This window comes from Bryobacter aggregatus MPL3, from assembly GCF_000702445.1.
GTDB lineage: Bacteria > Acidobacteriota > Terriglobia > Bryobacterales > Bryobacteraceae > Bryobacter > Bryobacter aggregatus.
The window spans coordinates 3,963,517-3,977,205 of sequence record NZ_JNIF01000003.1 but is presented as its reverse complement, the minus strand read 5'-3'; the positions used below and the strand labels follow the sequence as shown (position 1 = coordinate 3,977,205).

The following is a 13,689-nucleotide window of genomic DNA, read 5'->3' as shown; positions in this document are numbered from 1 at the left end:
GAGTGAGAGTTCTAGACCATTGCCATTGCGGGCAGAGGCTCTTGGTATCGGGAGGCGATGCGCGCCTCCTCTTCGAATAATGGGGCGAGCCGGCGGAGTCCTTCTGTGATCTGTTGGGGACTGAGACCGGCAAAACTGAGGCGGAAACTTTCGTTCATCGGGGCGCTGAGGCTGAAGTAGCGGCCCGGCAGATAGTTGACGTCAACGCGGCGCGCTTTCTCGAGCATCGACGCCGTGTCGCAGCCGCGCGGGAGGGTGACCCAGAGGTTCATGCCGCCTTCGGGACGGGTGAAGGTGGAGCCTTGCGGCAGAACTTGCTCGAGAGTTTTGATGGTGGTTTGCAGCCGAATGCGACCGGCTTCGAGTACGTTGCCGAGATGCTGCTGCAGGCGGCCGGAGCGCGCGAATTCGAGCATGATCGCCTGCGAGAGCTGATCGGAATGGAGGTCTGTCCATTGCTTGGCGAGGGCCAGCTTCTGGATGAGTGGCTTTGCTCCGATCACCCAGCCGACACGGAGCCCCGGGAAGGCGATCTTCGAGAAGCTGCGCAGGAGCAGGGTCTGGTTGCTTGTGCTGAGGGAGCGGATGGTGGGCAAGGCGTCGCCGGTATAACGGAGGCGCGAGTAGATGTCGACTTCGATCAGCAGTTCGGGTGAGGCAGCCAATTGGCTTCGTTCAGCGAGAGTCATCGTTTCGCCGGTCGGGTTGTGGAAGCTGGGCGTGACGATGCGGGCCTCGATACGCGGCGCGGACGGATCGACCGTTACCGATTGCGAAAAGGCGTTGCGCAGACCGGGGTAAATGGGTTCGCTGGTGAGAACGGCGGCACCGGCGGGGATGAGCGCCTTTTGGATGAGGTCGAGGGCCTGCTGGCAGCCGGAAGTGATGAGCAGGTCGTCGCGATCGGGGTGGAAGACGCCTTCTGCGATCGCTTCTTCGATCAGAAAATTGCGCAGCGGCGCGTAGCCGTGCGGGGAGCCGAGCTGGAGAATTTTCAACAGGTCGCGAGAGAGGACCTCCTGCGCAGTGGCCTGGAACTCGTTGACAGGAAAGAGGTCCGTGGAGGGCCGCGAGGTGGCAAAGCTGATCTCGCCGTCTTCAGTGGCTTTGTTTTGAACGAAACTGCCGCGGCCGACCTGGCCATTGACGAGACCATCTTCTTCGAGCAGCGCATAGGCGGCGCTGACGGTGGCGCGGTTCAGATTGAGCTGCTGGGCGAGGTCGCGGGTGGGAGGAAGACGGTCGCCGTGCTGGAGATCACCAGCCAATATTGACGATTTTAGAGCAGCATAGAGCTGCCGGTAGACCGGAATGTCCGATTGGCCGTCGATTGGTGGCAATTGGATCATGTCAATACAGGATTATGGTAGTCCAATTACGACGCGAAGGCAATCCAATTCTATTGAGAGTATTGCCAGAGCGGAGAAAGTCTGCGTAGTTGTCGATTTCCCCAAGTGGCTGGTTGACGGAGCAGTCCGGGTTAAAAAGCCAGTACCAGACCCACTCGCCAACGAACTTGAATCGTGACTGCAGCCCAACGCTTTTGCCTTGGAAGCGAATTCCATCGCTGGTCTGATTCCACTGCGGGGAGCTGATGGTGGTCCCGCGATGGTTCCCGAGAAAGAACGGGCCGTCGATGTTTCTGTGGAGACGTCCATCCGGATTTGCGGTAATCCGTAGGGTGGCTTCGTCGACGCTGGCCAGCCACTGGCCGGAGGGAGATCGATCGCTTGGGGACTGGAGTATGGAGCGCAGAATCGGAAGATCCAGCCGGGTGACAGGTGGCGGAGTTCGATCTTGCTGCTTTCGAAAGGCGGCAAGATCGAACTCATCGCCGATTGGACCGAGTTCCTTCCCATCGGCATCGAGCAGCCAATACCAACTCCAACGATCTGACCATTTGAACCGTCTCTCCCGCGCAACGATGTGGCCTTTGTAGGGTCCGGTTTGCAGGACATCGAGACTCTCGAGGTTGTCGATGAGCGAGATGCAGGCGCCCTTCAGGTCGCAGCGAACCAGAAAGTAGGACGTGTCCGTGAAAGAGGACAAGAAATAGATGTGGTCGCTCGCCGGATTCCATTGGAGCCCGCGGATGCGAACGCCCTTGTAGTTCTTGTAAGAGAAGGGCCCTTGGATCGTCAAAACGGTAGCTTCTCCGGGCAGCGATTGGATGGAGAGAGAAGGGTGATCCGATTCGCTCCCCACCACTGAGGCTCGCAGTTGCGCCGACTTGGGACACACTTGAGGGTTCTTCCTGAAACTGTGGATCTGGCGCGAAAGCGGTGAGCAGAATGGAGAGCCAAAGGGGTGTCATTGCCGTTTCTGGATTGAGTGTAGGGTAGGACAACACTAGAGGCCTTGATCTTTGGCCCATTGCAGAAGGTCGTCGACCGATTGTGGCGGCATTGGGTTTGCTTTCGCGTTTCGGAGCATCTCGTCCGCAATTTGCTTTACTTCCTCGGTCTGGTAAAGCAGGAACTGCGCGAGGTAGTTTGGGTTCGTTCGCTGCAAATTGGATTTTCGGATCTCTGTGATGGGCAGACTCTTCGGAATCGGCGCGTCCTGACCTAAAAGAGTGAGTTCAGCCTGGACCTCGTAGGCGGCGAAGCGGTCCTGTTGGAGAAGACGGAGCTGGCGGAGAGCGCGGTCGGCACGGCGTTCGTGGAGCGCGGCGATTTTGGCGATTCGCTCGAGGGCAGATAAGTATTGGGGGGCGTCGGCATTGGCCAGCCAACGCTCCTCAGTGAGAGTTTCGAGAATCCGGACGCGCTCACACTGATAGTTCGCCCAGACATAGCGCTGAAAGGCTTGCTCCTCGAGTGCGCTGCCGGGTTGGCAATCAGCGCGGAGCTTCGCTTCCAGGTTCTCGAGTATCGCATTGGATTCGGTGCTTTGCGCTGCCATCCCATCCTCTTTCTGATTCTGTTTTCGTTCGGCTCTCGCGAACAGTATAAGAATGGGGACCGAGCAGATTCGGCATCTGTTGGTTTGCTGGAGAAGCTAGGTGGTTGTGAGGATGGGAGTTAGGGCACGCGAAGAATATTTACTTTTCGTGTGACCGGGATTCTGGGGGATTGCGAACAGTATGATCGAGTGATGGAAATGCGGCCGATTGAGTTTTGGATGCAAGTAAGCCCAAAGGATGTCCTGTGCTTTCAATACGCTAATGCTTACAAGCACGCACATTCTCAACGCATATTCTCTATCTGCTGAGCACTTCTCTTTTCGGACTTGGGAGCTCGAAGTCATTCCGCTTCGTCGAGCTTCGATTACCAGTGGCAACGGATTCAGGATGTTACTGACTAGACCATTTCTTTCTGCTGTACTACACGCCCCGGCTGGCGGTGGTCTGCCCGAAGCGATCCTTCCGGGATGCGGGAGTTTCGAGCACTACTGCAAGTGAAAGCGGGCTTGCAACACAGGAGTGCGAGAGCGGTTGGTGCGCATTAGATAAAACAGGACTGAATGGTATAGTGACGTGAAATGGTTGCTTCCCGGATGGGTCGGCCAATGATTTTCAACCATACGCTGCGTTGGTATCGACATACTCGAAGCCCGCTGACCATTGATCGGCTCTCCTGAGGAGGATGGAATGATAGACACAGCATCGATTGAAGCGAGCATTCAATTAGAGTTTCATGATTTTTTGCGATTTCAGTACTTCCATACGCTCAGGCGGCTCTGGATCGGGCTCATTCTCCTTTTGCTCCTTCTGGTTGGTCTCATTCTGCTACTCGCCTTGACTTGGATTAGTTCCCCCAGGGAGATTTTTACAAACGTCTTTTCCAATTTTGGTCAGATGTTGTTTTTTGCTGGATTAGGGATCTTTTCGCTCCTTGGAGGACCTTACATCCACGCGCGTCGGATGATGCGGACAACTCCAGAGCTCCAGGAAATGACTGCGTTCCGAATTTCACCTGAACTGATCCAGACACGCAGCGCAACAACACGTATGGAATGCCAATGGGAGCGTGTCCACTTTGTGCAGGAGACGGCTAGCTTTTTCCTACTCTACTTTGCACCACAGATCGCGACAATCCTACCCAAACGGGCGTTTCATAGCCAGCAAGAGGTTCAGCAATTTCGAGAACTGGTCCTGGCGCAATTGGGACAGAAGAAGTTTCGCAAGCCAGGCGTAGTGGGACGGTGGTGTTAGGTTCTCCGCCTGAACCTAGACATCTCGCCCTTTCCATCGCGGATCTGAACCTGTAAAGTTCAGTTATTAGGAGTGGTTCGAGTATGAACTGGCTTCGATGGATCCAGGCCGGAGCGATTGCCACCACAATCCTCGTTTCCGGACAACAGGCCGACCTCGACATGCATTTCGAGCGTGAGGATCTGACCTTCAGTTTGCACGAACCTATTCTCGCTTCTCTTCGGGTTAGCAACCGCAGCAGTCAAAGTCTCAAGGTCGATTTTGGCGCAGGCTATCGCGAGGCTTTTCGGTTGAGCGTGATCGAACCCGATGGACAGAGGCGAGCGCTACCGCCCTATCCAATTCAAGAAGGAATGACAGAAGTTGGCCAGGAAGAGATTGCGTCTGGAAAGAGCTATACCCGGATGATGATCCTGAATGAATGGCTGGGGTTTACTACACCTGGTATCTATCAGTTGAGCGTTGCGTTGCCTGAGATTAGAGCGTCCGCTGAAATCCGCATCACCATCCTTGCTCGCGATGCCCGCCGTTTGAACAAGGTTTGTGCGGAACTCGCGCAGGCTGCGCTCAAGACCGATGATTTTGGCGAGGCGCTGCTCTTGACTCGCGCGCTTGGGTTTGCTGTCGACCCCGAAGCGGTGCCCTACCTGCAGAAGGTCGCCTCAAAGAATGATGGATTGACGCCACTTGCCGTTGAAGGGCTGATCCGCATCGGAAACCGCAATGCTGTCGACGCACTCCAGGATCTGGCCGGGCATCCTTCCGCCTCCATCGCCACCATTGCTCGCGGCGGCTTGGGAATGATCCGGCACAACACAAAAGACGCATCCCTGAAGAAGGTCATCGATCGGTTCCTGGCCAATGAAGTTCGGCTCTAAGGCGTCAAGCCGCACGTGATGGAATGGAGACTCTATGGGTCTTCCCTTCATTCGTAGCATTCGCGCTTATACCGTTCGGGGCGGCGGTGGAGATTATCATGACCAGGCATCCGGACATTGGATCGATGGCCAAGTGGCGACGCCGATGAGCAAGTACCCCGAGTATCGCCAGACCCGGCGGAGCTTTGGCTTGAATGTGCTCGGTTCCCTGGTGGTCGTCGTTGAGGCGAGCGATGGGAGCGTGGGATTTGGGGTCTCCACCGGCGGCGACATTGGTTGCTTCATTGTCGAAGAACACTTGTCTCGCTTTGTGATCGGAAAGCCTGTCGATGCAATGGAATTGATCTGGGATCAGATGTTCCATGCCACCTTGTTCTATGGGCGCAAGGGGATCGTCCTGAGTGCGATTTCTGCTGTGGATCTCGCGCTTTGGGATCTGCTCGGCCAGGTACGCCGCGAGCCGGTTTATCAGTTACTGGGCGGTCCGGTTCGCGAGGAGATCGAGTTCTATGCGACCGGAGTTCGACCGGATATTGCCAAGGAGCTGGGATTTCTTGGAGGCAAGATGCCACTTCGCTTTGGCCCGAGCGATGGGGATGCGGGGCTGCGGCAGAATCTTGAGGCACTCGCCCGGGTTCGCGACAAAGTGGGCGATGCCTTTTGGTTGATGCTCGATTGCTGGATGGGCCTCGATCTCGACTATGCCGTTGCGTTGGGGACGGAGGGCCGGAAGCTTGGCCTGAAGTGGATTGAAGAGTGTTTGCCGCCCGATGATTATTGGGGCTATGCAGAGCTGAAGAAACGGGTGCCGCGGGGCTTGCTGGTGACGACTGGGGAGCATGAGGCGACACGTTGGGGCTTTCGCATGCTGGTGGAAATGGAGTGTTGCGACATCATTCAGCCCGATGTGGGTTGGTGCGGCGGATTGACTGAGCTGTTGCAGATCACGAAGTTGGCGGCCGAGCGGGGCCTGCTGGTGATTCCGCATGGTTCGTCTGTTTATAGCTATCACTTTGTGGTGACACAGCAGTGCAGTCCGTTTGCCGAGTTCCTCATGATGTCGCCGGGAGCGGATGTGCTAGTGCCGATGTTTTCTCCTTTATTGCTCGATGAGCCTGTGCCTGTGGGGGGACGATTGCGGGTGCCGGATCGTCCGGGCTTTGGCGTGCGGCTGAATCCGGAGGTGAAATTGATCCGCCCGGTATCATGCAATCGATGATCGTTCGTGAGTTGAGTGAAACGCAGCGCCTGGCTGTCGATGCCTGGCAGCGTCCCGTGCTGGTAACCGCGCCAGTGGGGACCGGCAAAACGATGGCGCTGGCCGAGAGAGCTGCCGCCGCTATTGCCGGTGGGGTGAGCCCGGAGCGCATGCTGTGCCTGAGCTTTACGAACCGTGCGGCACGCGAGGTGGGGGAGCGGCTGCAGAATCGGGTGCAGTGCGCGACCTTTCATGCGCTTTGTTCGACGATCCTGCGGGGGGAGGCGGAATCGCTAGGCTTGCCGGGGGACTTTGTCATCTATGACGAAGAGGATGCGACCGAACTTTGTGGACGTCTGGCGAAGAAGTTTGAACTCGAAGTGCCGCAGATGTCGAACCGCGTTCGTTTTGCGATCTGGCAGGCGCTGAGTGCGGCCCGGATGGCGAAGTATGAGCAGCGCGAGCCTCGCAAGGCGAAGGATGTGTTTGCTGAGGAGTTGCTCAAGAGCGGCATCTGGCCTGCTTATCGCATGCCGGAGCTGAACTATGCGGCGATGGTGACCGAGTATGTCGCACTACTGCGCGAAAGCCATGCGGTGGACTTTACGGACCTGGTGCTGGGAGTGGTGACGCGCTGGGAGGAGAATCCGGAGAGTCTGGCCTTTTGGCAGCGCAAGTATGAATGGATCCAGGTGGACGAGGTGCAGGACACGTCTCGTGCGGAGTATCGGATTCTCGATGCCTTGGGCCGCGAGCATCGGCAGCTCAGTTTCTTTGGGGATGTCGATCAGACCATTTATGAGTGGCGGGGTTCTGCTCCGACTGAGATTCTGCAGGCTTATCAGCGCGATTACGCGCCGTTGGTGATTCATTTTGTCGAGAACTTTCGCTCGACGAAGCGGATTCTGGAGGCTTGTGAGCGGGTGATTGTGTCGCATCCGCAAGCGCTGACGACGCGCATCGTGCCGATGGTGGCTGCCGAGGGCGAGCCGGTGCTGGTGAAGAAGTTTGGCAGCGCGCAAGAAGAGTATGCCTGGATTGCCGATTCGATTCGCGGCTTTCAAGAAAGCGATGCAAAGCGGTGGAGCGATTTTGCGGTGCTGGTGCGGACGAACTTTACGGCGCGGGATGTCTCTGAGGCGCTGGAGCAGCGGCAGATTCCGCATGTGCGTGTGGAGGAGGAGAAGTTCTTCCAGCGGGCGGAGATCAAGACAGCGATTGCGCATTTGCGGATTCTGCGGAATTCGTATGAGGCGAATGCGCTGCATCGCTTTTTGCAGACGCCACCGAAAGGGATTGGTGAGATGACGCTACAAAAGCTGGCCGCCTTGCCCAAGCAGGCGGGCTTGCGTCTGGGAGACCTGTTGCGGCCCGAGACTTTCCGGAATGGCGAGCCGTTTGGGGCCTTATTGCGCCTGGATACGGTGGTGATGGATACGGAGACGACGGGGCTCGATGTCGAAAGCGATGAGGTGGTGGAGCTGGCGGCGCTGAAGGGAGGCGTTGAGTTTTACCGGCTGATCCGGCCTTCGAGCGCGGAGCATTGGAGGCGCCTCGAGGAGACTTCGCGGATTCATGGCGTGACGCGGGAGCGTGTGGAAGCCGAAGGGATGGACGCGGCGACGGCCTATGCGGATTTTGCTGCCTTTGTGAAGGGTTGCGTCGTGGTGGGCCATAACCTCGAGGCTTATGACTGGCCGCTGCTGCTGCGGCATAGCGGGCTTGATTTTGAGATTGCAGGCACCGCCGATACGCTCGACATCAGTCGGCGGATGTTGCGCTTGCCGCGCTACAAGCTGGAGAGCATTGTCGAGGCGTTGGGCTTGCCGAAGCGCGAGGCGCATCGGGCGATGGAGGATGTGCGGATGACCGTCGATGTGCTGGAGGTGTTGCAGGGCAAGCTGCGGGGGAGCGTCTCCGAACGCATGGATGTCGTTGCGGTGCTCGAGAAGCGCTTTGTGGAGCTGGCCGATCAGGTGTCAGAGTGGCGGAAGCGTTGCCGCAGACAGACGCCGCTTGAGAGTCTTGATATGGTGCTGCGTGAAGGGATGATTCGAGAGCATTTTAGCCGCGAAGAGAATAGCGAAGAGCGGTTGGAGCATATCGAAGAATTACGCCGGATTGTAGGGCGAACTACAACGCTGGACCAGGCGCTGGAGCTGGCCTCGCTGGGTCTCGATCTCGAACGGCAGTTGGGGGAGGATGACCGGGTTCGGATTCTGACGGTGCACCAGGCGAAGGGCCTCGAATTTGACACGATCTTTGTCGCCAAGACCGTCGATGGCGAGTATCCGAGTTGGCGGAGCATTCGCGAGGGACGTCTCGACGAGGAGCATCGGCTGTTCTATGTCGCGGTGAGCCGGGCCCGGCGGCGGCTTTGCGTTAGTTGGCAGATGCGGGATGCGAGCGGGAGAGCGCAGAGTGCGAGCCGGTATTTGGCGCATTTGAGCTAGGATCTCTCTACCTCATTAGCTGGAGCCGAGGGGAACACAATCGCCTTCTTCTTTTCAAACGGAGCGGACGGCCCGTTGTAGACAGTGAAGCAGTCATTGATTGGTTACCCGCAACTGACGTGTGCCGGCCCAGAGGGCTGGTTCAGGCCGGTGTCGTTTCAGCCAGGCCCACGGGAATCTCCCGGTCCAGATGCGCCGCCATGACCTCGTTCATACAATCCAGGAATTCGCGCCGCCGATTATAATGGCTTGCTGTTGAGATACAGGCCGACCACGTCGGCGGACTTGGGACTGAAGTCCGGACTGGTGCTGATTCGTACTGCCGCAGAATGGGCCAACCTCAGACGCACTGACTCCCTGAAGCAACAGGCAGCAATTGCACGTAGCCTTTTGGCGAGGAGCGCCAACTCCTGGCTATGCCGAAACGCTCAGCGTCGTCTCAACCCACCAGGCAGGGGCGCCTTGGAAACGAGTGTCCAGGGTGTCGGCGATCTGCTGGTTGACGCAACCTGATGGGCCGGCGGAGACGATGGCCAAAGGATGATCCTAGGACTTCGTCATTTCGTTGAAGCGGCGCTGCATTTCTTCCGGAGTGACGTCTTCGATGTGCTGGCCGAGCAGCCATTCGTGGCCGAAGGGATCACGCACTTTTGAACTGCGCTCTCCATAGAACTGGTTCTGGAGGGGCATGAGCAGCGTGGCGCCGGCGTCGAGAGCTTGCTGGGTGAGCGCGTCGACATCATCGGTGTGGAGGTGAACAGCCATGCCAACACCACCGAGCTTGAGAGGGCCCAAGATCTGGTACTCGGGATATTCGTCGGAGAGCATCAGCGTGGTGGGACCAATCTGGAACTCGGCGTGGCCGATGCGGCCGTTGGGCTCTGTCAGGCGCATACCTTCGACAGCTCCGAAGGCGCGTTTGTAGAAATCAAGAGCCGCATTCGCATCATGGGCACGGAGATAGGGGAAGACCTCAAGGACTTTCATGCGGCCAGTTTACTGACTTGCAGCGTTGCCGTCTTGGATGTTTTTTCCCAGAACCTGTAATGAACTTCCCAGACTGGAGAGGAAGTCCGTTTGAGAAACAGGCAAGCGAAAGCAGAACAAACCCATTCTTAGGCCTTGAGCAATTTCGCCACATCCCGTTGAATGTCGTGCTGGCTGCCACGGAACCGGCCTTGATCCTCGCACATACAATACCAGCAGATCCCCGAGTCTCGACAGTCAGATGGTTTTCCGGAGTGGATTGCTGAGTGCCACAGTCAAAATCATGGCTGGAAGTTGCACTTTGTGCCCTTCCCTCAGATCAGGCAGCTGGGTCTCAAAGACCCGCCCCGAATCTGCTGGTCTATCGAGAGGCAGGCCACACCTCGCCACTCACGGCCGCCGGGTATCGCTTCCTATGCCGGAAAGAAAGTTCTAGGACAAGATCGCGACGTGGTTGTGCCAGTCTGGCCGCAGCGGCCGGTATTGCGTGGGCGTGATGCCGGCGAAGTGGAGGAAGTCGCGATTGAGGTGAGATTGGTCGCAATAACCGGAGTCGAGGGCGACTTGCGCCCATTCGATCGCTTGGCCCGCGGCGATTTGCTTGAGGACGCGCTGGAAGCGTTGGATGCGGCTGAAGCGTTTGGGGGTGAGCCCGGTGGATTGCGCAAAGAGGTGGATGAAGCGCTTGGGGCTGTAGCCGGTTTCGCGTTCGAGAGACTGGATGGTGGTGAGCTTTGGGCCACGTGCCAGTGCCGCGATTGCGTGCTCAATTGCGGGGTGGAGGGGCCTGAGGGATCGGGCGAGGAAGTGGCGCTCTAAAAGCTGGATCGCGGCGATGGGGGTATTGCAATCAAGAAGCTGCTCGCGCGGGGCGAGGGATTCGTGGGTGGTGTGCGAATCGGTGAGGTGTTCGATCTCGAGAAAGGCCGAGGCGCCACCGGGTTGGAACTGCACACCGAGCACAGGACCCAGACGAGAGCTATCGCGGACAACGTAGTGCGATTGGGCACCCCAGAGGACGGAGTGGCGGAAGGTGTGGGTCTGATCGCCATTGAAGATACGGATGGGATCGCCTCCCAGGTGGATGGTGAGCGACATTTCGCCCGTGGGCAGAGCGAGCTCCCGCAGATGCGTGGAGACGCGGCGATTTGAGTACCAGAAGGATTTAATGTAGGGACGGAGCGCGGCAGTGGGCTGGCAGCTAAGATCCATGGCCGGAGTGGATGCGCGGGCCGGGAGGCTGTTGCGCAAGAATCTTTGCTTCGGCGGCCAGCATCTGCTGCCAGCGCGCTTCGGCAGTGGCCTTGTCGGTCATCTTGAAAGCGAGCTTCAGGAAGACTTTATAGTGTCCGAGTTCTGAGGAGAAGAGCGCTTTATAGAAGGCGGCCAGATCTTCGTCCGGAGCGCTGGCGGCGAGGATGGCGAAGCGTTCGCAGGAGCGGGCTTCAATGAGAGCAGAGATGAAGAGGCGATCGATGGTGTCGCTGGTGCTGCCTTTGCGAACCAGCATGCGGAGGGCGCTCGCGTAATCGCTTTTGTGGGTACGGTCGAGACGGCCGCCGCGACGGATGAGCATGCGGGTGACCTGGGCGAGGTGAGCCGCTTCGTCGCGGGCCACAGACGTCATCGTTTCGACCCAACCGGTTTGCCATTCGTCCGGCCAGCGCGTCATCAACTCCATCGCGTTGTTGCAGGCTTTCTTTTCGAGAAAAGCGTGGTCAATGAGGAGGGCAATCGGATCGCTGAGAGCGGTGGCGCCCCAGGCCAGCGGAGTTCGCGAATGGAGGGGAAGCGAGTCGAGAGAAGTGAGAAAATCCGCAGCCACCTTATTACGGTATCGCGTTCTTGATGGACTTTCGGCCTAGTACCCTTGGGTTGACAGGTCCGTGCCAGGATTGCTAGCCTGTTCGTTTGTCCGCGAAGACCGGGCAATTCTCAGGCTCCGTCCGAGATGCAGCAACCCTACTTCATCCTCGTGGTCGCGCATTCCCTGCACGGCCGGCTTAGGCGCATTCATGTGCCTTACAGCGTTTGCTACGGCATTCTCGCGCTGGCGCTACTTGGAACGATCAGCCTTGCCGGCATTGCCGCATCCTATGCGCGTATGTTCTGGAAGGTCAGCAACTACAACACCTTACGCTCTGAAATCGATACGATCCGGACCCGCTATCTGCGGCTCCAGCGCGAACATGACGAGGGCAAGCAGCAGCTTGCGACGCTCCAGGTGTTGGCCAGCGAGATCACAGTGGCCTATGGCATCAAGCGGGAACTGGCGGCGAAAGAGCCGCTGAGTCTTGAGGCGAAGCTAGTGCCGACCCTGCATGAATCGATCGAAGACTACAACTTCCTGCGCAATATCAACTTCACCTCGGCGATGCGCAATAGCTACCAGACAGGGAGCCCGATCCGCTCTGGCATCGGTCTCGAAGACCGGCCGAGTCTGTGGCCTGTGCAGGGGAAGTTGACGAGCTTCTTTGGGCAGCGCACGGACCCGTTCAACGGCATGGGTGCGTTTCATTCCGGCCTTGATATTTCGGTGCCTATAGGAACGCCGGTAGTTGCTACCGCCGGGGGACAGGTGAAGTTTGCCGATACCTTCTCGGGCTATGGACGGTTGCTGGTGCTGGCGCACGGCAATGGGATGGAGACCTATTACGGCCATATGTCGCGCTTCAATGTGATCATTGGACAGCGGATTTCACGCGGAGAAGTGGTGGGCTGGTCGGGACAAACGGGCCGGGCGACTTCGCCGCATGTGCATTATGAAGTGCGGCTTTCGGGATCTCCGGTGAACCCTTATACCTATCTGAAATCGCAATCCTTACTCGCCGAAGCCTCCAAGCAAGAGAAGAAAAAGGAACTCCCTTTCTAAGCTTTGCTTTTTTGATAGACTCGCCTCGTGCGATCTACGATTCTTCGGATTCTTCTTGCCGGCGCCTGTGTCGCCATTCTTGGTTCTGCTTACGCCCGCTTGAGCGTGCAACATCAGATGTCCGATGCGGCGAATCATTTTCTTGCCTCGCTCGATGAGGGACAGAAGGCCAAGGCGACCTTCAAGTTTGAAGAGGATGAGCGGGAATTCTTCCACTTCATTCCGGCGGAAGATGTCGCCAAGCGCTATGGCCGTCCGCGCAAGGGCGTTGCCTTTCTCGAGCTGAATGCGCCGCAACGGCATCTGGCCCAGGCCTTGATTGCAGCCGGCCTCTCCCAGCAGGGTACGGTGAAGGCCAACACAATCATGAGTCTGGACGATGTTCTCCGCGTAATGGAGAAAGACACGACGGGACGGCGGAATTCGGATAAGTACTTCCTGTCTGTGTTTGGAACTCCTTCGGAGACCGGGACCTGGGGCTTCCGCTTTGAGGGGCACCATATCAGCCTCCACTTCACCTTTGTCGATGGAAAGCCTGCCTATAGCCCGACCTTCTTTGGATCGAATCCGGCTGAGGTGAAGGAAGGCCCACGCAAGGGTTTGCGTGCCCTGCCCCGCGAAGAAGATCTGGCTCGCGATCTGGTGCGCGCTCTCAACCCGGAACAGTTGAAGACCGCACTGGTTGCCGAGAAGGCGCCGGACGATATTCTGACCAGCGCCGACCGCGTCGCGGCACTGAAGGGACAGCCGAATGGTCTGGCCGCCAGCAAGCTGACTGTGAAGCAGAAGGAATTGTTGAAGAACCTGGTGGAGGAGTACGCGAACAACTTCCCCGAGGAGTTAGCCCAGTCGCGCAAGGCACAGTTTGCCAAGCTCGCCAACCAGACCTACTTTGCCTGGGCAGGCGGTACGGAAAAGGGCGCGCCGCACTATTATCGCGTGTCGACACCGGAGTACCTGATCGAGTATGACTGCACCCAAAACGGGGCAAATCATATCCATGCGATGTGGCGCGATTTGAACAATGACTTCGGCCGGGATTTGATGAAGGAACATTACAAAAAATCTCACTAACCATGCAAATTTAAAGTTGAAGTTTAAATTTACATGGTTGATTGGGGAGGAACCATGCAAATTTAAAGTGG

General features: G+C 57.7%; 12 protein-coding genes. 6 read left to right on the top strand and 6 right to left on the bottom strand.

Annotated elements, in window-relative coordinates; all coding sequences use genetic code 11:
• Window positions 1–11: 11 nt before the first annotated feature.
• From M017_RS0118385 to M017_RS0118375, 3 genes are all read right to left on the bottom strand, one after another.
• On the bottom strand, window positions 12–1,349 hold the full coding sequence (locus tag M017_RS0118385) for an aminotransferase-like domain-containing protein (RefSeq protein ID WP_051670438.1): 1,338 nt from the start codon (window positions 1,347–1,349) through the stop codon (window positions 12–14).
• 1 nt (window position 1,350) lies between these two features.
• Window positions 1,351–2,241, bottom strand: a complete 891-nt coding sequence (locus M017_RS0118380; RefSeq protein ID WP_031499611.1) for a hypothetical protein — start codon at window positions 2,239–2,241, stop codon at window positions 1,351–1,353.
• Window positions 2,242–2,349: 108 nt separating this feature from the next.
• Entirely contained in the window at window positions 2,350–2,904 is a 555-nt protein-coding gene (locus tag M017_RS0118375; RefSeq protein ID WP_031499610.1) for a hypothetical protein, read from the bottom strand.
• A 661-nt stretch (window positions 2,905–3,565) separates the two neighbouring features.
• Here M017_RS0118375 and M017_RS0118370 point away from each other — a divergent pair.
• The 4 genes from M017_RS0118370 (at window position 3,566) to M017_RS0118355 (ending at window position 8,685) form a co-directional block, all read left to right on the top strand.
• Window positions 3,566–4,156: a YcxB family protein gene (locus M017_RS0118370; protein WP_031499609.1), complete on the top strand. Its 591-nt coding sequence runs from the start codon at window positions 3,566–3,568 to the stop codon at window positions 4,154–4,156.
• An 83-nt stretch (window positions 4,157–4,239) separates the two neighbouring features.
• On the top strand, window positions 4,240–5,034 hold the full coding sequence (locus tag M017_RS0118365; protein ID WP_031499608.1) for a HEAT repeat domain-containing protein: 795 nt from the start codon (window positions 4,240–4,242) through the stop codon (window positions 5,032–5,034).
• A gap of 34 nt (window positions 5,035–5,068) precedes the next feature.
• On the top strand, window positions 5,069–6,253 hold the full coding sequence (gene rhmD / locus M017_RS0118360; RefSeq protein WP_031499607.1) for an L-rhamnonate dehydratase: 1,185 nt from the start codon (window positions 5,069–5,071) through the stop codon (window positions 6,251–6,253).
• Window positions 6,241–8,685 (top strand): 3'-5' exonuclease, encoded by a 2,445-nt coding sequence (locus M017_RS0118355; RefSeq protein WP_031499606.1) that lies wholly within the window; start codon window positions 6,241–6,243, stop codon window positions 8,683–8,685. Before rhmD ends, M017_RS0118355 begins: the two co-directional genes overlap by 13 nt.
• Before the next feature lie 546 nt (window positions 8,686–9,231).
• Here the strand turns inward: M017_RS0118355 and M017_RS0118350 are convergent.
• The 3 genes from M017_RS0118350 to M017_RS0118340 all read right to left on the bottom strand — a co-directional run bounded on the left by M017_RS0118350 (window position 9,232) and on the right by M017_RS0118340 (window position 11,497).
• Window positions 9,232–9,672, bottom strand: a complete 441-nt coding sequence (locus tag M017_RS0118350; protein ID WP_031499605.1) for a VOC family protein — start codon at window positions 9,670–9,672, stop codon at window positions 9,232–9,234.
• 432 nt (window positions 9,673–10,104) lie between these two features.
• On the bottom strand, window positions 10,105–10,884 hold the full coding sequence (locus M017_RS0118345; protein WP_031499604.1) for a helix-turn-helix domain-containing protein: 780 nt from the start codon (window positions 10,882–10,884) through the stop codon (window positions 10,105–10,107).
• Window positions 10,874–11,497 carry a MiaE family protein gene (locus M017_RS0118340; protein WP_051670436.1) on the bottom strand — a complete coding sequence of 208 codons (624 nt, stop codon included), beginning with the start codon at window positions 11,495–11,497 and terminating at the stop codon, window positions 10,874–10,876. Before M017_RS0118340 ends, M017_RS0118345 begins: the two co-directional genes overlap by 11 nt.
• A 126-nt stretch (window positions 11,498–11,623) precedes the next feature.
• On the opposite strand from M017_RS0118340, the gene M017_RS26865 reads away from it, so the two are divergent.
• The gene (locus M017_RS26865; RefSeq protein ID WP_051670435.1) at window positions 11,624–12,544 is read left to right on the top strand and encodes a M23 family metallopeptidase; all 921 of its coding nucleotides are present in this window, start codon (window positions 11,624–11,626) and stop codon (window positions 12,542–12,544) included.
• Window positions 12,545–12,571: 27 nt separating this feature from the next.
• Entirely contained in the window at window positions 12,572–13,618 is a 1,047-nt protein-coding gene (locus M017_RS0118330) for a DUF3500 domain-containing protein (RefSeq protein WP_051670433.1), read from the top strand.
• The last annotated feature ends 71 nt before the right edge of the window (window positions 13,619–13,689 follow it).